This window comes from Pseudoalteromonas apostichopi, from assembly GCF_030297135.1.
Lineage (GTDB): Bacteria > Pseudomonadota > Gammaproteobacteria > Enterobacterales > Alteromonadaceae > Pseudoalteromonas > Pseudoalteromonas apostichopi.
This window is the reverse complement of record NZ_AP028065.1, coordinates 1,100,085-1,119,824: the sequence shown is the minus strand read 5'-3', so window position 1 is coordinate 1,119,824 and position 19,740 is coordinate 1,100,085. Positions and strand designations below refer to the sequence as shown.

Here is a 19,740-nt window from a genome sequence, read left to right as displayed (position 1 = left end):
ACTTGCATAAAATTGGATATTTGCTAATCTAGCGGCCTTCCTTTTTTGTCTTTTTGAGGTGTATATGGCGTTCTTTTCTCGCTCGTTGTTAGCAGCGGCCATTACATTCTCTAGCTTTTCCAGCTACGCAACCTTAGAAAAAAAACAATGTGATGTAGAGCTAAGCCATGGCTTAATCATTACCGATGATGTCATTCGTATTGTTGATAAGGGTCAAACTCGCGTGCAAATTAACAACGATAACCAATTGTTTATACGAGGTTATTGGGTTGATTTAAGTCCCGAAGAAAGCAAAGTCGTTGAGCAGTTCAGCCGAGGGATCAGACAAACCGTCCCTGAACTTGTTGACCTGGCAACAGATGGTGTAAACCTTGGCTTAAGTGCCATCGAGCAAGTTGTTGAGGGCATGTCAGACAAAGAGCCTGAAGTGCTAAAAACTCAGCTGCAATATGTTGAACGTGCATTAATGGATAAATTTAAGCGTGGTGATGACTTTTTCTTTATTGCCCCGCAGTCGCTGTCGAAAATCGATGATTTTTTTACCAAAGAAATCAGCCAAAAAATTCACTCTGCAGTTCACGGTTCACTTGGCGCTATTTTAGTCTCGCTAGGGGATGCTTTTAAGTCGCGCGAAGGTAACATCGAAGACCGTATCAATGATATGGGGCAGCGTATGGATATCATCTCAAAAGAAATTGATAAGTCACTGCAAAAGAAAGCAGAGCAGTTAGAGATGAAGGCATCTGAGTACTGTGATTGTTTGAACTCGTTAGATGTCACTGAATCACGCTTACAACAAATGGTGCCTGGTATGGCCGATTTTGATTTGGTACAAATAAAGTCTTAGTGCAAATTTTATAACAAGAAAGCCCAGCAGTTGCTGGGCTTTCTCGTTTTAAGTTAGCGAAGGTTAGCTGAATTTAGCGGTTTCAGTTTCTAAATCGTTAGTAAGGCCTTTGATCAAATCGGTTGCTGTATGAGCCTGATTAGATACATCAGCCGTTTGTGAAGCCGTGTCTGAGATAGTTACGATGCGTTTGGCTGTGTCTTCACCGGCATCTAGTTGCTCTTTTGCAGCAATAGCTATCTGATGGCTCATTTGTGCTATGGCGCTGAGTGAGCTTGCTACCCGTTTTAGCTCGTCATTCGCTTTTTTCGACTTTTCAACGGTTTGTTCGCTGGTTGTCATACTTAGGGACACTGATGATTTGGCATCTTGGGTTGCTGCTTGCAGTTTGCCAATCATATTACGAATTTCTTCTGTGCTGGTTTGCGTGCGCTGGGCAAGTCCGCGCACTTCATCAGCAACTACAGCAAAGCCTCGCCCTTGCTCACCAGCACGGGCGGCTTCTATCGCAGCATTAAGCGCAAGCAAGTTGGTTTGCTCGGCAATACCTTGAATAACACTGAGTACATTTGCGATGTTATTTACCTCATCATCGAGTACTTGAATATTATTACCAGCGCTGTCAATTTGCTGCTCTAAAAGCGCGATGGTGTCAGCAGCCTCGCTGGTTAAGTGACTTGCACTTTGACCTTGCTGCTCAGCTTCTTGCACTGAGTAGGCTGCTTGTTCGGCATGTTCAACAACCGTTTGCGCTGAGGCTGTTAACTCGGTAATTGCTGAAGCAACCATTTGAGTTTCTTCATTAAGGCTACGAGTCAGTTTATCGAGTTCAACAGAGCGAGATTCGTTATCGACACTTTGATTCTTTAAGCTATCTGTAACGCCTTTAATGCCGCCAACAACGCCACGTAAACCTTGCTGCATGTAATGCATGGCAGCAATAATGCTCTCTGGAGGAGCATCTTGGCGAATATGTGAGTTTAAGTTGCCGCGAGAGACGTTTTTAACAATACCAATTACTTCATCAATTTCGCCGCCTAAGGCATTAGTCAGCGATGAACCAAAGCGAGCAATAGCAAAAGTCAGCGCAATGGCAATAAGCATGGAAAGGCCCAGCAACCACTTAGCGGTATTCCAATAACGTTCATCAACTTCTTTAGCGCTAATGCCAGTACCAACATACCAGCCAAACAGCGGTGTTTTTTGTACTACAGAGGTTAAATCTACCGTTTCACCATCACGCACTGAATCCCAATGATAGGTGATAATTTTATTGGTTGTGTTACCCACTAAATTTTCGACCATACGGCCGATGCTGTTGCCACTGGCGTCTTTAAAATCATTAAAGCTGGTGCCATGCAGCTCAGGGTCGTGTGGGGTAGCGACAAAATTTAAGTTGTTGTCGACGACGTACACGTATTCTGAGTCGTGGTATTTATTTTCGCGCAGCACCTGAATAGCAAGTTTCTTTGCTTGTGCTTCTTTGAGTTGGTTGTTTTTAACCATCAACTCAAATTGCTCAACAATATTGGTAGTGCTTTTCATGAGCTGGTTGATACGCGCGATGTTGTCGCTTTCGCTAGCATGGCGTAAAGACTGTAAGCCAAGTAAAGCTATCGCAGATAACGCAATAAATATAGCGATAGCAAATAAGGTGATTTTTGTTTTTAAAGCTAGTCCTGATAACACAGTCAGCCTCCTTTATTATTTCCCCTGTTAACTTTTACCACGTTTGTCTGGTTTTATTAAGGAAAAATGACAGCGTTATCATGACTTTTGCTCAAGTACCTATTTAGAGCTTGAGTTCGGCTTCTGTAAGAGCACGATATTCACCGCTTGCAAGGCTTTCATCGAGGGTGATATTCGCTATTTTTTCACGATGTAATTCAACAACTTTATTGCCTACAGCGGCAAGCATTCGTTTAACTTGATGGTATTTACCTTCGCAAATTGAAAGGCGTAAACTATAGCTTGCAAGTTTTTCAACAATAGCAGGGCGGGTTAGCTCTTTTTCGTTGTGCAATTGCACCCCTTGCTCTAACGCTGTAATTGCTTCTTCATCAATAGGCTCTTGAGTTTCAACTAAATAAGTTTTGAACTTGTTATGCTTTGGAGCTGTAATTTTGTGTGACCAGTCGCCGTCATTAGTAATGATCACTAAACCTGTAGTATCGATATCTAACCGACCTGCAACATGAAAGTCGCTCATGTTTGGTTCATCAAGTAAATTGAATACAGTCGGGTGAAGGTCATCTTTATTAGCACACACATAGCCCGCTGGCTTATTAAGCATGTAGTAGCGCTTGCCTAAAAAGACCAGCGGCTCGCCTTGCCAGCGAATATCATCATCTTGTGTTACAGACAAATCGAATGAGGTGATCACCTCACCATTAACAGTGGCGTATTTGCGTTTAATACCTGCTCTGGTCTTGCTGCGAGGTAACTCGGCAATATGGCTGATAAATTTATCTAAACGGCATGGAAATTTCATTGGGATCACATTTTTAGTCGGCTACAATGGCGGCGAGTATAGCGGATACTAGTTACCTATGACAGTACAGCAAGGACAAATATTACAGTATTACCAAGCGCAAATAGCCAAAGGTGATTTGCAAGAAGACCGTGCCCAGCGCACAGCGATTAATGCTCTTGATAATCTAGCCACAGAACTGGCTGCGCCAAGACATTGGTGGCAAAGCGCAAAGCCAATAAAAGGGGTCTATTTATATGGCCCTGTAGGACGTGGTAAATCCATGTTGATGGACGTGTTTTTCAAGTTGGTCAATATTGAAGCTAAGCAGCGTTTGCACTTTCATCATTTTATGAAGCAAGTGCATGAGCGACTAACCCAGCTGCAAGGGCAAAAAAATCCTCTAAAGGTGATTGCTAAAGAGTGGGCAGAGCACATTCGCTTGATTTGTTTCGATGAGTTTTTTGTCTCTGATATTGGTGATGCTATGATCTTGGGTGGTTTATTCAAAGCCCTGTTTGAGCAGCAAGTCGTGTTAGTCGCGACCTCAAACTGCCAACCTGAGCAGTTATATCGCAACGGTTTACAGCGAGCACGATTTTTACCCACTATCGATTTATTAAATGAGCATTGCCATATTTTCAGTGTTGAAGGCGACACAGATCATCGCTTTCGCTTTGGTAAACAAACCGAACATTATTTTATTAATAACAAAGATGCCCTAACAGAGCGCTTTTTAAAACAAGAGCAAGTAATACAAAGGCAATCAATGATAGAGATTTGCCATCGCCATCTTAGCTGTGTAATGCAAGCTCAAGACGCCATTATGTTTGATTTTATGACGCTTTGCTCAGGACCCAGAAGCACGGCGGATTATATTTATTTGGCAGAGCAGTTTCAGCGAGTTTATTTAGTCAATGTGCCAGTAATGGGGCGCGGGGCAACGGGCAAACAAATTGTGCATGGCATTGAAGATAGCTATCAGCGAGAAAAGCAAGACTTACAAGAACACTTCTTAGATGATGAAGCACGGCGCTTTATTGCTTTAGTTGATGAGTTTTATGATCGTAGTCGATTACTGGTGATCTCAGCACAGGCGGGTATTAGCGATTTATATCAAGGGCAAAAACTGGCATTTGAATATGCGCGAACTGAATCTCGATTAGTTGAGATGCAAAGCTGGAAAAGATAAAAGGCGCAATAAAAATGCGCCTTTGATTTCAGCCTAGCTGGGGATCTTCATATGAAACGGTTAAAAGCTATATTGAGCACCTACATACACGTAGCGACCTGCACCACCGCCGTATGCGCTATAGTAGTTACCACGGCCATATGGATAAAAATCACCTTTATTATCGAACACGTTATTCACACCACCGAATACGCGCAGTTGGCTCTGTTTACCAAGTGATAGAGTGTAAGACGCTGAAAGGCTGTGTTTTAAGAACGAACCATAATCTTGGTAGGCAAGTTTTTCTGGGTTACTGATACAGGTATCTTCACCAGCCTCACAGCGGGCATCGTTTTCAGTAAGATACTCATTGTAATCTTCTTCAAGACTCTGGCTTGCTTTAAACGAGCCTAGGTAATTTGTACGCCAACGAATACGCAAGTTATCGTTACGCCATGTAAGTGACATTGATGCTTTATCTTTGCTGCTGCCGTAACCTGCGTAATGGCTAGTCACTAAGCTGCCATCAAGGCCTTGATAAGTTTGCGAGTTTTCAATTACATGGTTGTAATCTAGTTTAAACGACAACTGACCTAGGTTATCTAAGTCTAGTTTGTACTGTGCAACCACATCGTAACCACGAGCAGTTAGCTCATCGAGGTTATATTGACGCTGTAGAATTTTGATAATATTACCTTCGCTATTGCGGGTAATGTCATTACAAAATACGTTGTCTTCACCCCATGCAGCTTCTGAGTTGTAGCACTCACGCATGATGTTTTCATTACTGATCTGCGAAATCGCATCAACAATGGCAATATCGTAGTAATCAACGGCAAGGTTAAAGTTTTCTAAAAATGCTGGAGCCACTGTAACCCCAAAGGTGTAAGTATCAGCGGTTTCTTCTTTTAGATTTTCGTTACCAGTCCCCGGTGAGTATCTGTTGTTCTCATCGCTAAATTTAAAGTCAGGATCAGCGGCAAGTTGGGCAGCTAACGTAGGCTCTTTGCGGCAGTTATCGTGACCTGGTTTAGTTGATGTTGCCGTTAAACCGTCACAAATATCATCATAGCTGTCGTAATCGCCACGCGGTGGTGACATAAGCTCTGTGATTGTTGGTGCACGTTGAGCGCGAGCGTAATTTGCTCTAAATGCATAGCCTTCGATTGGTTCCCAAAATACACCTAGTTTGTAGCTGGCAACGGTGTTGACGTTTTCCATGCTGTAGTTAGCTAAACGTAATGAAGTTTCTGCGCTTAAATTTTTTGCTAAAGGAGCATCTTTTAACAGCGGGATTGCAAGTTCTGCAAAGGCTTCATAGACCTCAACTTCACCATAAAAATTTGGTACATAGTTAAAGGTAATACCGCCAGCTTTCATGTCGTCACTGGTTGATAGGTCTTGGCTATCTTTACGGTATTCACCACCAAATACAGCAGATACGGAGCCTGCTGGTAATTCAAATAAATCACCCGCTACGTAGCCAACCACACCGTATTGCTTTATTTCGGTATCAATAATTGGGTTGGTACGGATCCAAGCAGCCATCTCTTCGGTGATAGAGCCTTCACCAAATAAGTTAATTGGCACACAGCCTTCAGCGCGAGCTGCTTCATCAATACATTGAATGGTGCCATCTGCTAACTGTTCAGCTTGCAAGGCTTGATTAAGTTTTACGGTATTTAATTCATTACTGCGGATTTGGTGCTGGGTAAAACGACCATAACTTGCTGATAGATCCCAGTCCCACTCGTCGTTAAATAACGTGCCTTGAAGACCTGCCCAACTACGAATAGTTTTACGGGTATTATCTGTGCTGATATTACCGACTTCGCTAAAGCGGCGATCCCAATAAATGCGATCTTTATATGGGTTGGCATCGAGAATTTCTTGCGGCACATATGGGTTGTCGATTGGAATATAACCCGGTGCCACATCTGCAAGTGGCTCGCCAGTGGTAGGGTCGTAACGTGGTACATACGCACCTTCGTATTCATCTTCAGGCGACTTATTGTTAAATGAGCCACTTTCACTGTATTGAACTTGCGCGTAAAACATCACATCGTCAGTTAAGTCATAATCAATTTTAACTGCTGCAGATACGTTATCGCTTGGTACATCAAGCATCACGTATTGATTTGAATTCACACCGTAAATTTCTTCGTTGCCTTTCCAGTCATCACGTAATGTTTGACCGTCATACCAAAACTGTGTGTCGTTGCGACTGTGTTCTAAGAACACACCGCCCGGAATGCCGTCGCTCTTGCTTACCCAGTCAGCTTGCGTGATGTCGCGCATACATTGATCGCCATCTGCTGTTTGCATTACATTACACATGCGATCTGGATCGTAATCGTAACTATCTTCAATTTGTGCGCGTTTACGATCGTAAAAAGTCATACCGAAATCACGGTCCCAGTTGGCACTGAAATAGGCGTAACCGCGATCTTCAGCAAATGAGGTACCGTAGTTTAAATCAAGGGTAAATTCTTTACCGCCGCCATCGGTGGTTTCACCTGTGTTCGCTTTAAAATCAAAGCCTTCTTTTTTTGATTGGGTGATAATATTCACCACACCCGCTACAGCATCGGCACCATAGGTTGCAGATGCACCGCCACTGATTATTTCAACACGCTCAACCATGCCGCTCGGAATGGTATTTAAGCTTACATAGTTGCCGCTGTAGCTATTTGAAACAACACGGCGACCATCAATCAGTGTTAGTGTACGATTAGCACCTAAATCTCGTAGTTGTACTGTAGATAACCCTGTTGCTGATACACTTGATTGGCTGGTGGTGTTACCTATGCTCTCACTAAGAGCAGGCATATTATCAACAAGAATATCTGATAAGTTGGTTAAACCTGTATCGGCAATGGCTTCACGGTCCATTGTGACCAGTGGTGTTGGAATTGAAAAACTATCGCGTTTAATACGTGAACCTGTTACAACAATTTTTTCAGGTTCTTCAGTTTGTTCATTAGCTGCTGGAGTGGTGTTGGCAGGGCGGGCAATCTCAGCCTCATTGGCAAATGCATGCTGGCTAAAACCACTGGCAACAGCAAGTGCAATAGCACAAGGTTTGGTTAGTAGATTTCTCACAGGCGTTCCTAGTTGTTTTATTTTTAGTTTTTAGAACCAGAGTGATGCTCTTTTTAAGGGCAGTTAAAATTTACAGTGAGCAACACTCTGGTTGGTCGGTATTGACGTAAAAATTTTTATAGGAATGTGAACTTAACTACAATCTTAGGTGGCTCGTTTATGTCTCTATTTTACATCTATTGAATATCTATTTATTTAAAATCAGTGGCTTAAGAAGTGGTCATTGTTAACTGTTTTGCAACGTTAAAGCTGGTGAAAGAACCACTTTTACGATAAATTGATAGGGCTTTATACTGCTGTACTTCTAAAATGGGGTTTTATTTAGAGTAAATGGAAACATCTAATCGCGTTTATCAGCTGGGCTCATGTATTGTTAACCCACTCGAAAATAAACTGATCTGCAATGGTAGTGAACAACTTTTGCAGCCTAAGTTTATTGAGTTGTTAGCCTGCTTAGTGGCGCGTTACCCCGAACCAATCACGCGTGAAGAGCTCATCAATCATGTATGGGAAGGCAATTTTTATGTCGGTGAAAAAGCCTTAACGAATGCTATTTGGCATTTACGAAAAGCATTTAAAGAGCTCGACCCAGAACAAACTTACATAGAGACATTACGAAAAACTGGCTATCGCGTTTTGTTAAAGCCTCAGCCAATAGATACAGCTGATAAAGATAAACCTGGTCCCTTAAGTATCACTGCTGCGCAGATTCGCCAGCTGTTCGTAGCTTTATGTGTAATTAGCCTAGCAGTGATGTATTGGCTGTTTTCTTCGCCTTCAGAACAAACAAATTCAAGCTTTGTGCTACCGCTCAATAGCATCGAAAGTGTTACGGCAAGCCCTGGTCGTGAGATTTACCCTTCAATTTCAGATGATCAGCATTATTTAGTGTATTCGTGGCGTCAGCTTGGTAAACCAAATAACCTATATTTACGCGATTTACATTTTCCTGAGCATCCTGCTAAGCAATTAACAGACTCACCCTATACTGAAGGCCGCTCTGTGTTTAGCCCAGATGCAAACACGTTGTACTATTACCGAATGGCGTCAGATGTCTGTGAAATTGTAAAGCTGTCTTTGGTTAATGCTACCAGTGTTGTATTAGGGGAGTGCAGTAATAAATATGCCCCAGATCTTGATATCAGTAGTGATGGTAAAACCTTGGCTTACATTGCTGATCACACCAGTAAGTCAGGTGATTATGTAACTCGTATTAAGCTGCTCGATTTACAGGCAAAACAAACAAGTGAAACGGTTATTCCTTGCAATAATGACTGCGAAACTGTGTATGAGTCGGTATCGTTTTCGCCAAGTGCTCAGCGAGTTGTGGTTACTCGTACTGTTAAAAACAACCAAAAAGCGCTGTTTTTAATTGATGTAAAGACAGGGCAAAGCCAACGCTTAACTCATGACTTTGTTGATATTCATGGTGTGGATTGGCATCCATCTAAAGAGCAATTGGCGTTTAGCGCAGTTGAAGGCGGCAAACGTTATGGCTATTTTTACGATATTAATGATCAAACCCTAATTAACACGCAAATCGCTGGTATGAGCTCGCCTAATTACAGTAGCGATGGCAGTGTTTATTATCATCAATGGGATTTAGATAAAGTGATCACGCGTTTGAAAATAGACGAGCAAGTAGCCAGCTCACCGTTTTCTATGCTGTCGACCAACTTTAGTTCGCTATTTCCTGAATATAATCAGCAGCAAGATAAACTGCTGTATGTGTCGAATGAATCGGGCAGTTCGCAGCTTTGGATTGTAAACCCCGATAGCAGCTCGCGAAAGCAACTTACCCATTTTGCACATAACACGGGGGAAATTCGTGACCCAACTTGGTCAGCTGATGGGCGCTATATTTTGTTTTCTTGGTACGACAATGGCAGTACCCGCTTATACTTTTATGATTTCAAAGTAGAGCAAAGCCAACAAATCAAGCTGCCATTTAGTCATGCAGTTAAACCCAAGTTTAGCGCTGATAGCCAGCATATTTTAGTCTCTGATGGTGACTACCTATACCGTTATGACTTAACAGCAAAAAGCCTAGGCAAAGCCGTTGATGTACCAGCGCAGTTCGGCGTTGAAACACAAGCGGGTGATATTTTATTTACTAATTCACGCCATGCTATTTGGATTAAACACCATGAGACGGGTGTTGAAGAAATGCTTGTGAATGATATTAAATTGGCGCGCAATTATGCATGGTTGCTGGTGGCAAAAAATGCTTACCATGATGGGCGTATTTATTATTATAAAGAACGCTTAGGTGATTACCGCATAAGCTACTATGACTTAGCGAGTAAGCAGCACCATGATTTAATTGCTTTACCTGAGCGAGCTTATAGCCGCTCATCGGGTCTGACCTACATACCCAATGAGCGTTGGTTGGTTTACACCGCATACCTATCGCCAGAGACAGAAATCAAGCGCTTACCTGCAGCCTATTTACCTAAGTGAGTTAACACTTACGATAGATATCAGCATCCATATCGTAAATATTAACGCTTAAACTATACGAGCGGCGGCAGTATGTTTTTAAGCAACTTAGCAATTGCTCACTGAGCATTTGCTTTTGCTCTATGGTTCTGCCTGCCATGATTGATGCGCCGATGTGAATAAAGCCATCTTTGCCTTCACCTAATTCGTAATGCTGATAAGCAATAGCACGAGTCTTTATGGTCGAAAGCTCAAATAAGCCAGAGTCAAAAACGGCTTGGTGAACTTTTTCAACTAACACTTGTGGCAGAATTGGCAAGTCTTCTGAGTGTTCTATAACAATGTGCGGCATAGGGTTTTCCTTAAAAGCGGTAACTAAAACCGATGTTTGTCTGAAATTGGTTTAACACATCACCATCAAAGTGCCATAGACATTGATTGTCTTCTGATGTTGGCAATGTGCACGATACATTGCTTGCATTATTTACAATAGTTGCCAGCCAGCGAGTTTCAACATAAACCCGAGCTTGTTCAGTAAATAAATAATCAGCGCCAGCATAAAGGCCCGAGGTAAAAAATGTATCAGAATCGGCAAAGTCAGTGCTGACGTAGTTTGCGCCAATTTGGGCGCCAACAAAACCAACCACACGGTCAGCCAATGGCACTTCTACGGCACTTTGAAATAGCAGATATTGCATCTCGACTTGCTTGTTGGTTTGGTCTTTCATATCAAGTTCGGTTGCTGAATAAAAGAACCCGTAACGAGCATTATCAATGGTTCTATCGAGACTGACAGTAAAATGGCTGTCATCCTCAAGCTCAATTTTAAGGTCTTCTTCGGTTTGCACCGAGTTAGTAAAGTTTTTGCCAAAACCAGCGCTAATAGAGTAGCCAGCATGAGCTGTACTACTTAAGAACATGAAACACAGTAAACCAAACGATTTTTTCATTGTTTAGATGCTCGTTGTTGAAGATATTTTGAGATAGTATTGAAACATAGCAAGCAAATCGTTGTAAACGGACAACTATCGCTTTTTAATAAGGAACACTAGGATGAAGTTACTAAAATTAGCTGCTTTGACTGCGCCACTAGTTTTGTTGAGCGGTTGCTCGGATGATGCTGCTTCGGTAAGTTTAGGGTTATTCACTACCAAAGATATTAAAGTGGTATCACAACAAGATCCGCTGATCAGCGGTGTTACTTGCCACATTAGTCATATTGAAGCGAATCTTGATTTTGCTGATCCTTCAGATATGTCTATTGCCTGTCGTCAAACAGGGCCGATTACGGCTGAACAATTAAAGCAAATTGACCGCAGTAAATCGGGTGAAGTGGTATTTAAGTCATCGAAAAGTATTTTGTTTAAATCGTTAAAAGTGCGTCGAATTTATGATGCACCTACACGCACTCTTTTGTATTTGTCTTATTCAACCAAAGAGTCAAGTGGCAGCCATCATCACGCTTTATCTACCGTGCCCCTTTACAACACGGGTGCATGGCAATGGGCACAAACACAAGAGTAATTTATGTTAGCGTTATTTAAATCAGCCCCGTTAATTGATGAGCAAGAGCAGCAATGGTTAATTGATACCTTTTTATGGGCGGTTGAGCATTTTGATAGTGATTATTTTTTAAAGCATACCCAAGTTATTTTACCCAACGGACAATTTTTTCCAGATAGGGTGTCGAGCGTCAGTGAAATGGCTGAAAAGGTATTTAGTCGAGTTGTTGATTATGCGGGTATGAAGGCGTGGCCAATTAACTTAGTTGCGCCATCAGGGCTGACTCCACAGGTGTTTCCGCACTTTGAATTTCAAGACAATTTACGCGGTAGCGAGGCAAGTTTAATCGTACCGGCAAATCACCCGGTGAATATCTCGTTTAACCCAAACCAAATAAATCAACCACAAGATTTAGTCGCAAGTTTTGCAGGAACCTTAGCGACTATTTTGATTCACCATGTGGGTGTATTACCTCCTGGCGGTAAAGAGTACTTACCACAAGCAAGTGATGCGTTAGCATGCTATTTAGGTTTTGGGGTAATGATGAGCAATACGGTATATCAATTTAAAGGTGGCTGTGGCTGCGGTTATAACCCCTATGCCAATCGCCAAGCGGCGCTGACTGAACCACAGACCCTGTTTATGCATGCGCTGGTTACGCACTTTAAAGGGGACAGTCAGTCGAAAAAGTTTTTAAAGCCCCATTTACGCAGCCAATATAAAAAAGCGCAAAAGCAAATTAACGCTTTGATTAGTAATAGTGCAAATCCTTTGCTGTTGGCTCTAGATGAACAAGCCGTAGGGTAATTTTTCGTGCAGTATTTAGATGAGTTTTTATTGATTGCTATTGCTCATTTTTTTGCAGTGGCAAGCCCAGGCCCTGACTTTGCGATCGTACTAAAACAAAGTATTCAACAAGGTCGTAAAAATGCGCTCTGGACAAGTGCCGGTGTGGGGGCGGCAATTCTGTTACATATTGCTTATTGTGTATTAGGTGTGGCGTTAATATTATCGCAGTCACCAAGCTTATTTATGGCTTTAAAATACGTTGCGGGGGCCTATCTGGCTTACTTAGGTGTACAAGCCTTACGCAGTGCAAAACCCAACGATAGTAAGCAGCAAACTCTTGCACCTGCTGAGCCTGAATCTGTGTATAAAGCATTTCGACGCGGCTTTTTTACTAATGCCCTTAATCCCAAAGCAACGCTGTTTTTTATGTCGCTGTTTACTCTTGTGATTAGTCCTGAAACACCCGTTTTAGTGCAAGCTGGATATGGTGTATATATGGCAATGGCAACTTGGTTGTGGTTTTCATTTTTATCATTGGTGTTATCAAAAACATCGGTGAGAGCATTTTTCTTAAAAAGCGGATATTGGTTTGATAGAGGCATTGGGGTGATCTTAATTGCCTTAGCTATTCGCGTTGTTGTGTGAGGTGAGTATGGCGCTGTATAACTTTTCATTTGGTTCAAATATGTCATCGAGTCGATTGCTGGCAAGGCTACCTGGAGCAAAACGGGTGGGCACAGCCATTTTAAAGGGTTATGAGCTGACTTTTGATATGGTGAGTACCGATGGTTCTGCAAAATGCAGCGTGCGTAAAACAGCGCAAGCAGATACCTTGGTATATGGCGTTGTTTATCAGCTTAACGAAGCGGAAAAGTCGATTCTTGATGATATCGAAGGGCCACGTTATGACTGTGTAGATATCACCGTTGAGCTAATTGATGGCGAGCAACTCGCTGCGCATTGTTATATTGCTAACACCCTTGATGAGTCTTTACTTCCATTCGACTGGTATCTTCAGCATGTTCATCGCGGAGCGCTTGAAGCAGGTGTACCAAATCATTACAGTGAAGCAATACTCGCAAGACAAAGTTGCGATGATCCAGATAAAACCCGAGCAGCGAAAGAGTTCGCTATTCACAACAATAAAAATCACCAAGGGATATTATGAAACTCCGTAAATTAGCCGTTGCAGCGGCATTGTTATCAAGCTGTTCGTTTTACAGCTATGCTGATATTGATACTAAGAAAATCGAAAAAGTGATCGAAACGTCGATGGCACGTTTTGATGTACCGGGTATGGCTGTGGCGATTGTTGAAAATGATAAAGTCGTGTTAGCAAAAGGTTTTGGTGTATCTCACCTTGATACCGGTAAAAAAGTAAATAAAGACACATTATTCGGTATAGCCTCAAACACCAAAGCATTTACCGCAGCAGCGTTAGCTAAATTGATTGATGAAGGCAAGCTAAGCTGGGATGACAAAGTCATTGAACATCTACCTGAGTTTCGCTTGTATGACCCTTATGTCACGCGCGAAATGACCATTCGCGATTTATTAAGCCACCGTAGCGGTTTGGGTTTAGGGCAAGGTGATTTAATGATTTGGCCAGATACCGACAAATCGATTGATGAGATCATCGCAGGCCTAAAATATTTGAAACCGGCAAGTAGTTTTCGCAGTAAATACGCGTATAACAACCTAATGTTTGTGACAGCAGGTGAGGTGGTTGCGCGTGTCTCTGGCATGAGCTGGAATGATTATATTGAGAAAAATATTCTTGAGCCTCTCGATATGAAAAACTCGCGAGCTGGTTTTTCACGTATCCCTAGTAGTAATAAAAACTGGGCTACGGGTCATATCCCAATGGATGGGCAACTACATCCATTTTTTGTTAACTACCTTGAAGACTTCCGTGGTGCAGGTGCGATTGCATCAAGCGTGAGTGATATGAGCCAATGGCTACGCACGCAGCTTGCACATGGCAAAATGCCAAATGGCGATCAGTTATTCACTGAAAAGCAGCAGCAACAAATGTGGCATCCACATATTACGTCAATGGCCTCAAAAAGAGCTTATGAAGCTTACCATCAGCAATTTAGAGGCTATGGTTTAGGCTGGAGTATTGAAGACTTCCACGGCATTAAAAAGTTAGGCCATGGTGGTGGTATCTTAGGTATGGTGTCTCAAGTGACATTATTACCAGAGAAAAACCTCGGTATTGTGATTCTTAGTAACCAGCAAGCATTTAGTGCGTTATCTGCAGTAACTTATGAAGTGTTAGAAGATGCATTAGATCTTGAAGATAAAGACTGGGTTGAAGATCTTGCGAAAAAGCATTTTGAAGGTAAAAAAGAAGCTTACGCAAATGCAAAACCAGAAACACCGGCCGATTATCAACCGAAACTACCAAACATCAACTACACAGGTACACTGCATGATAACTGGTATGGTGATGTGGTCATCGAAGAGTTAAATGGTCAGCTACGTATTGATTTTACTCATACAAAGCGCTTAAAAGGTCAACTAGAGCATTACACTGGCAATACCTTTATTGTTAAGTGGGATGAAAAGTTACTTGAAGCGGATGCTTACATAGAGTTTCAAATGAGCCCAGAAAACAGAGTGAGTGGTGCGAAAATGCGCGCTGTATCAACGGCGGTCACTGACTTTAGTTTTGACTTTAGAAATTTAGATTTACGCGCTAAAAAGTAAACCAAAGTCGCAAAGCCACCATTCGGTGGCTTTGTTATACTGGGGGAAAATAATCCAAGGAGCGTATTATGAGAACGGCAGTTATCTCACATCCATTTTGTCGTAAACATAAAATGATTGAGGATCACCCAGAATGTCCCGCGCGTTTAGATGTGATCACCGACCGTTTGCTAGCAAGCGGTGTTGATATTGCAATTACTCATTTACAAGCTCCAAAAGCTAGCCGCGACGATTTTTTACGTGCTCATGATGAGTCTTTGGTCAGCCATGTAGAACAAACAATTCCTAATGACGGGCTTGCTGAATTAGACGGCGACACCTGGCTGTGTCCGGACTCAATGAAAGCGATTGAGCGCGCCGTTGGCGCCGGGTTATTAGCTGTTGATGAGATCCTTGCTGATAAGCTAGATGCAGCTTTTTGCTCGGTTAGACCGCCGGGTCATCATGCAAACCGCAGCTCCTCTGCAGGGTTTTGCGTTTTTAATAATCTAGCCATTGCCGTGAAATATGCGCAAAGCAAAGGTGTAAAACGCATCGCTATTCTAGACTTCGATGTTCACCATGGAAACGGCACTCAAGATATCTTTTTAGAAGATGATAATGTGTTGTTTTGCTCTTTGTTTCAACACCCATTTTATCCTAATACTGCGGTTGAAAATAACGCGACTTTAGTGAACTCACCGCTGCCAATTGCCAGTGATGGTAATGACTTGAAAGCTGTGTACCTTGAGCAATGGCTGCCAAAACTCAATGAATTTAAGCCTGAACTATTGTTTATTAGTGCTGGGTTTGATGCTCACCTTGAAGATGACATGGCAAGCCTGAAGTTTGTTGAAGATGATTACGCATGGCTCACTACACAACTAGCTGAGTTTTGCCAACAGCAAGATTGTAAAGGGATTGTCTCTTACCTCGAAGGAGGTTATGCCTTATCAGCCCTTGGTCGAAGTGCTGTGGCGCATATTAAAGCGCTGGTGGATGCACCTTAATCTGCCAGCATAGCAAAGGCTTGCGATGGTGTAAGCCGAGAAACCTTACTTAAACAGCACACTCCTTCTTGTGCTAGATGCTCAGTCACTTTAGTCGCAAGCTCAGCGTCAGTTAAGGCTTTAACGCTCTCACCCTGCAAATTAACATACTGCCCTGTAGCTAAAAGCATAATAACTGCGAGTTGCTGCTCCTCACTCAAACCATAAACAAAGCTTTCAATATCGGCTTCACCTTCTACTAATGCTAATTCATTAGCTGAAAAAATAATCTTAGGAAATGATGAGTGCATTTATTGTCCTGTGTCAAAGTTGCCAATATTGAAATGATTATAATTGTCAATTCATGCAAGAACTAGGAAAGTCGACTTATGAATCAACCAAGACGACATCAAAAGGTCAGTGATGTCTTTTCGCATAAATTGGTATCATGTCCTGCGCATACGCCTTTGGTCGATGCGGTAAGGTTGATGCATGTTCACAATGTAACGGCTATTTTTATCCAACATGAACAGTGCGTGGTTGGGATTTGGACTGAAGCCGATTGTTTGAAAATTGATATCAGCAGCCCAGCCTACAAGAATCTTGCCATTCATGAGGTGATGTCAGCACCTGTTATTACGGTGCCTAACCAATGTTCAGTCAGTGATGCAACGCTGCGTTTTCAACAACATGGTATTCGCCATTTATTAGTAATGGATAGTGAGAACCAACCTGCTGGTATGCTGAACCTTTCTGATATCGTTCATAACCAAGGTCTGGACCACTACCTACAGTTTAGGCCTATTCATGAGCAATACCGCACCGACCTTGAGGTCGTTGATGCGCAGACACCGATTGAAGAGGTTGTGCAGCTGATGCGAACTGGCAGGCTTGATAGTGTGCTGGTTTATAACCGAGAGCTTGAAGTACACGGTATTATTACTCAGCGCGACATTGTTGAATTGATAATCCAAACTGAGTGGCTAAATCCCTGTTGGCAGTATGCCAGTTATCCGTTAATTGAAATTGATTGTGAAAGTAGTTTATTTGATGCTTATCGCACTATGACAGAGCATAATGTTCGCCATTTGGTGGTCAAAGATGATGAGATCTGTGGGGTGATTTCATTTGCTGATTTGATCACAGAGATTGAATCGGCTTATTGTTGCGAGCTTGAGCGTGCTATTGAGCAGCGTGATCTTGCTTTGCAAAAGTCACAACGTAACCTATTTCTTGCAAATAAAATTATTGATGCCTCACTTGATGGCATCATGTTAACTCGCAAAGACGGCACCATTATTCAAGTTAACCCAGCTTTTACTGAGCTGACAGGTTTTGCTGAACATGAAGTAATAGGTAAGCGGCCAAATATTCTAAGCTCAACAAAACATAGTCGTTCTTTTTATCAAAAAATGTGGCATGCCATTGAATATGAAGGAGTGTGGCAAGGGGAGATCTGTAATTGTAAGAAAGGCGGCGAAGAGTTTGTTGAGTGGCTAACCATCATTCAAATTAAAGACCCTAACTTTGATGAGGTGCTGTATGCAGCTATTTTTAGCGATATTACTGAGCGTAAACGTGCTGAAGAAAAAATTGCCCAGCTTGCCTATTACGATGAATTGACCGGCCTGCCAAATCGGCGCTTATTTCATGACAGGCTCTCCATTGCACTAAGCACCGCCAAGCGTAACCATGATCTTTTAGCTGTAATGTTTATCGACTTAGATCGCTTTAAAGAGGTCAACGACAGCTTAGGACATGACGCAGGTGATAATTTGCTTGAACAAGTTGCTGAACGAATTTTATCAATCTTACCTGAAGGGGATACCCTAGCACGCTTAGGTGGTGATGAATTTGTTTTACTATGCGAAGTAAATCGTGTTGAAACGTTATTAAACTTTGCAGAACAAGTATTACAGCAAGTGAGTATGCCGCTTGCTATTAACGAGCATGTAGTTGCAATTACAGCCTCTATTGGCGCAGCAGTTTATCCAGATGATGGCGTAGATAGCGCCACATTACTTAAGCATGCTGATATTGCTATGTACCGCGCCAAAGAAGTCGGTCGTAATTCATTTCAATTATTTAAACCAGCTATGAATGCGCGCTCTTTAGAACGTCTGGCAATGATGAGCCGTTTGCAAAATGCCATTGAATGTGACGAATTTGAGCTTTATTTCCAACCGAAGCAAGAGTTAAACTCGGGTAAAATTTTAGGTGTTGAAGCGCTTTTGCGTTGGCATGAGCCGAATCTTGGCGTGATCTCACCGGCTAAATTTATCCCCCTTGCTGAAGAGCTTGGTCTAATTGTAAAACTCGATTTATGGGTAATCGAGCAGGCTTGTAAAGAGTTAGAAAAGTGGCAGCAACAAGGGATTGAAGCAGGGCGCTTAGCAATTAATATATCGGCGAATCACTTACGTCAGGGGCAATTAGCATCGAATGTTGAGCGTTTACTTGAGCGTTATGATGTTGACCCACACAAGCTTGAAGTTGAGCTGACGGAAAGCTGTTTTATAAGCCACTTTAGTGAGGCCAAGCAAGAGTTGTTGGCGCTGAAAAAACTAGGTGTGCATATTACTTTGGATGACTTTGGTACGGGGTATTCGGCTTTAAGTTATTTAACAAAACTGCCTATTGATACGTTAAAAATAGATGCCAGCTTTATAGCAAAAGTACCTGATGAATATGGTAATAGTGAAATAGTAACGGCGATTATTAGTCTTGCGAAAAGTTTAAGTATTCATGTTGTCGCCGAAGGGGTTGAGAAGGTAGAGCAGTTAAATTACTTACGTTCACTTAACTGCGATATCATTCAAGGCTATTATTTTTGCCGTCCCGTAGCGAAACAGCAATGGTATGACTTTTACCTTAATACAGAAAAAAGCGATTAATTAAGGCTTATCTCATAAGAAGTAAACTTACGAATATTAATTACGCCAGTATCAAAAATTAGGTACTGGCCTTTAATGCCTTTTAAAATCCCCGATACTTCTGGTGCTTTATCAAAATTGAAAGAGCTGATTTTGCTTGGGTATTCACTCACAGGGTAGTCTAGCTCAACCACATCTTCATCGAGCTTTTCAATTGCCGTTGAGCCAAACAGTTCAGCAAGTTCACTCAGCTTAGCATCAATTTGTGGGATCAGCTCACTGGCAGCGGCTTTTAAATCAATTGCTTCAGATTGGCCTTTTAGCATGTTTCGCCAATTGGTTTTATCAGCAATAAACTTGGCTAAGGCAACCTCAACTAAACCAGATTGAAGGCGGGTTTGTACTTTGAAGATAGGTAAAGCTTGCGTCGCACCTTGGTCAATCCAGCGTGTAGGAATTTGAGTATGGCGGGTAATACCTACTTTTAGGCCTGAGGTGTTTGCTAAATACACGTAATGCGGGATCATGCAGTTTTCTTCACCCCACTGCGGCTCACGACAGGTACCTTTATCAAAGTGGCACGTTTCAGGCTTCATGATACACATGTCACAGCTAGCCAGTTTGCGCATACACACGAAACAGTGGCCTTGAGAGTAGCTTTTCTTGGTTTTTTTACCGCAGTTACAGCAAAAAATATTGCCAGTAAAAGTGAGTGTTAGCGGTTTACCAATATAGTCATTTAACGAAACTAGCTCATCACCAATAGGTAATTGATATTCGACAGGAGAGGTAAGTGTCGACTTTAATTTTCTGATCGTACCTTGCATCTTTACATGGCCCCTAAAGATGTTAAAAAGAGCAGTGTA

At 42.2% G+C, this 19,740-nt stretch carries 17 protein-coding genes; 10 read left to right on the top strand and 7 right to left on the bottom strand.

Features of this window, described 5'->3' with window-relative positions; translation table 11 throughout:
* Nucleotides 1-64: 64 nt before the first annotated feature.
* Nucleotides 65-847 carry a YggN family protein gene (locus QUE86_RS05025; RefSeq protein WP_286259583.1) on the top strand — a complete coding sequence of 261 codons (783 nt, stop codon included), beginning with the start codon at nucleotides 65-67 and terminating at the stop codon, nucleotides 845-847.
* A gap of 63 nt (nucleotides 848-910) precedes the next feature.
* Here the strand turns inward: QUE86_RS05025 and QUE86_RS05020 are convergent, their stop codons facing one another.
* Nucleotides 911-2,536: a methyl-accepting chemotaxis protein gene (locus QUE86_RS05020; protein ID WP_286259581.1), complete on the bottom strand. Its 1,626-nt coding sequence runs from the start codon at nucleotides 2,534-2,536 to the stop codon at nucleotides 911-913.
* Between the two features lie 103 nt (nucleotides 2,537-2,639).
* On the bottom strand, nucleotides 2,640-3,338 hold the full coding sequence (gene rsuA, locus QUE86_RS05015; protein ID WP_286259579.1) for a 16S rRNA pseudouridine(516) synthase RsuA: 699 nt from the start codon (nucleotides 3,336-3,338) through the stop codon (nucleotides 2,640-2,642).
* 58 nt (nucleotides 3,339-3,396) lie between these two features.
* Here rsuA and zapE point away from each other — a divergent pair, with 58 nt between their 5' ends.
* Nucleotides 3,397-4,509: a cell division protein ZapE gene (gene zapE / locus QUE86_RS05010; RefSeq protein ID WP_167659178.1), complete on the top strand. Its 1,113-nt coding sequence runs from the start codon at nucleotides 3,397-3,399 to the stop codon at nucleotides 4,507-4,509.
* A 60-nt stretch (nucleotides 4,510-4,569) separates the two neighbouring features.
* Here the strand turns inward: zapE and QUE86_RS05005 are convergent, their stop codons facing one another.
* Nucleotides 4,570-7,590 (bottom strand): TonB-dependent receptor domain-containing protein, encoded by a 3,021-nt coding sequence (locus QUE86_RS05005; RefSeq protein ID WP_286259576.1) that lies wholly within the window; start codon nucleotides 7,588-7,590, stop codon nucleotides 4,570-4,572.
* 330 nt (nucleotides 7,591-7,920) lie between these two features.
* On the opposite strand from QUE86_RS05005, the gene QUE86_RS05000 reads away from it, so the two are divergent.
* A complete protein-coding gene (locus tag QUE86_RS05000) occupies nucleotides 7,921-10,050 on the top strand; it encodes a winged helix-turn-helix domain-containing protein (RefSeq protein WP_286259574.1) in 2,130 nt (709 codons plus the stop codon).
* 1 nt (nucleotide 10,051) lies between these two features.
* On the opposite strand, the gene QUE86_RS04995 is transcribed toward QUE86_RS05000, so the two are convergent.
* Both QUE86_RS04995 and QUE86_RS04990 read right to left on the bottom strand, forming a co-directional pair.
* Nucleotides 10,052-10,381: a 5-carboxymethyl-2-hydroxymuconate Delta-isomerase gene (locus QUE86_RS04995; protein ID WP_130050598.1), complete on the bottom strand. Its 330-nt coding sequence runs from the start codon at nucleotides 10,379-10,381 to the stop codon at nucleotides 10,052-10,054.
* A gap of 10 nt (nucleotides 10,382-10,391) precedes the next feature.
* Nucleotides 10,392-10,979 carry an outer membrane beta-barrel protein gene (locus QUE86_RS04990; protein WP_130050599.1) on the bottom strand — a complete coding sequence of 196 codons (588 nt, stop codon included), beginning with the start codon at nucleotides 10,977-10,979 and terminating at the stop codon, nucleotides 10,392-10,394.
* A gap of 103 nt (nucleotides 10,980-11,082) precedes the next feature.
* Between QUE86_RS04990 and QUE86_RS04985 the strand changes: the two genes are divergently transcribed.
* The 6 genes from QUE86_RS04985 (at nucleotide 11,083) to QUE86_RS04960 (ending at nucleotide 16,022) form a co-directional block, all read left to right on the top strand.
* Nucleotides 11,083-11,553, top strand: coding sequence for a CreA family protein (locus QUE86_RS04985; protein WP_286259568.1), 471 nt, complete (start codon nucleotides 11,083-11,085; stop codon nucleotides 11,551-11,553).
* 3 nt (nucleotides 11,554-11,556) lie between these two features.
* Nucleotides 11,557-12,339 (top strand): hypothetical protein, encoded by a 783-nt coding sequence (locus QUE86_RS04980; protein WP_239976835.1) that lies wholly within the window; start codon nucleotides 11,557-11,559, stop codon nucleotides 12,337-12,339.
* Nucleotides 12,340-12,345: 6 nt separating this feature from the next.
* A complete protein-coding gene (locus QUE86_RS04975; protein WP_130050602.1) occupies nucleotides 12,346-12,966 on the top strand; it encodes a LysE family translocator in 621 nt (206 codons plus the stop codon).
* Nucleotides 12,967-12,973: 7 nt separating this feature from the next.
* Nucleotides 12,974-13,489 carry a gamma-glutamylcyclotransferase family protein gene (locus QUE86_RS04970; RefSeq protein WP_167659184.1) on the top strand — a complete coding sequence of 172 codons (516 nt, stop codon included), beginning with the start codon at nucleotides 12,974-12,976 and terminating at the stop codon, nucleotides 13,487-13,489.
* Nucleotides 13,486-15,033: a serine hydrolase gene (locus QUE86_RS04965; RefSeq protein ID WP_286259565.1), complete on the top strand. Its 1,548-nt coding sequence runs from the start codon at nucleotides 13,486-13,488 to the stop codon at nucleotides 15,031-15,033. Before QUE86_RS04970 ends, QUE86_RS04965 begins: the two co-directional genes overlap by 4 nt.
* Nucleotides 15,034-15,101: 68 nt before the next feature.
* Nucleotides 15,102-16,022: a histone deacetylase family protein gene (locus tag QUE86_RS04960; RefSeq protein WP_167659186.1), complete on the top strand. Its 921-nt coding sequence runs from the start codon at nucleotides 15,102-15,104 to the stop codon at nucleotides 16,020-16,022.
* Here the strand turns inward: QUE86_RS04960 and QUE86_RS04955 are convergent.
* Nucleotides 16,019-16,312 carry a hypothetical protein gene (locus QUE86_RS04955; RefSeq protein ID WP_286259563.1) on the bottom strand — a complete coding sequence of 98 codons (294 nt, stop codon included), beginning with the start codon at nucleotides 16,310-16,312 and terminating at the stop codon, nucleotides 16,019-16,021. The two genes, QUE86_RS04960 and QUE86_RS04955, sit on opposite strands and share 4 nt — an antisense overlap.
* A gap of 78 nt (nucleotides 16,313-16,390) precedes the next feature.
* On the opposite strand from QUE86_RS04955, the gene QUE86_RS04950 reads away from it, so the two are divergent.
* Nucleotides 16,391-18,895 carry an EAL domain-containing protein gene (locus tag QUE86_RS04950; RefSeq protein WP_286259561.1) on the top strand — a complete coding sequence of 835 codons (2,505 nt, stop codon included), beginning with the start codon at nucleotides 16,391-16,393 and terminating at the stop codon, nucleotides 18,893-18,895.
* Here QUE86_RS04950 and QUE86_RS04945 read toward each other — a convergent pair.
* Nucleotides 18,892-19,701, bottom strand: coding sequence for a DUF2797 domain-containing protein (locus QUE86_RS04945; RefSeq protein ID WP_130050608.1), 810 nt, complete (start codon nucleotides 19,699-19,701; stop codon nucleotides 18,892-18,894). The two genes, QUE86_RS04950 and QUE86_RS04945, sit on opposite strands and share 4 nt — an antisense overlap.
* Nucleotides 19,702-19,740 lie beyond the last annotated feature (39 nt).

Excerpts from the sequence above, each read along its gene's own strand:
- QUE86_RS05025 (WP_286259583.1), top strand. The coding sequence starts at position 65 with ATGGCGTTCTTTTCTCGCTCGTTGTTAGCAGCGGCCATTACATTCTCT.
- rsuA (WP_286259579.1), bottom strand. The coding sequence starts at position 3,338 with ATGAAATTTCCATGCCGTTTAGATAAATTTATCAGCCATATTGCCGAG.
- zapE (WP_167659178.1), top strand. The coding sequence starts at position 3,397 with ATGACAGTACAGCAAGGACAAATATTACAGTATTACCAAGCGCAAATA.
- QUE86_RS05000 (WP_286259574.1), top strand. The coding sequence starts at position 7,921 with ATGGAAACATCTAATCGCGTTTATCAGCTGGGCTCATGTATTGTTAAC.
- QUE86_RS04995 (WP_130050598.1), bottom strand. The coding sequence starts at position 10,381 with ATGCCGCACATTGTTATAGAACACTCAGAAGACTTGCCAATTCTGCCA.
- QUE86_RS04990 (WP_130050599.1), bottom strand. The coding sequence starts at position 10,979 with ATGAAAAAATCGTTTGGTTTACTGTGTTTCATGTTCTTAAGTAGTACA.
- QUE86_RS04985 (WP_286259568.1), top strand. The coding sequence starts at position 11,083 with ATGAAGTTACTAAAATTAGCTGCTTTGACTGCGCCACTAGTTTTGTTG.
- QUE86_RS04980 (WP_239976835.1), top strand. The coding sequence starts at position 11,557 with ATGTTAGCGTTATTTAAATCAGCCCCGTTAATTGATGAGCAAGAGCAG.
- QUE86_RS04970 (WP_167659184.1), top strand. The coding sequence starts at position 12,974 with ATGGCGCTGTATAACTTTTCATTTGGTTCAAATATGTCATCGAGTCGA.
- QUE86_RS04965 (WP_286259565.1), top strand. The coding sequence starts at position 13,486 with ATGAAACTCCGTAAATTAGCCGTTGCAGCGGCATTGTTATCAAGCTGT.
- QUE86_RS04960 (WP_167659186.1), top strand. The coding sequence starts at position 15,102 with ATGAGAACGGCAGTTATCTCACATCCATTTTGTCGTAAACATAAAATG.
- QUE86_RS04955 (WP_286259563.1), bottom strand. The coding sequence starts at position 16,312 with ATGCACTCATCATTTCCTAAGATTATTTTTTCAGCTAATGAATTAGCA.
- QUE86_RS04950 (WP_286259561.1), top strand. The coding sequence starts at position 16,391 with ATGAATCAACCAAGACGACATCAAAAGGTCAGTGATGTCTTTTCGCAT.
- QUE86_RS04945 (WP_130050608.1), bottom strand. The coding sequence starts at position 19,701 with ATGCAAGGTACGATCAGAAAATTAAAGTCGACACTTACCTCTCCTGTC.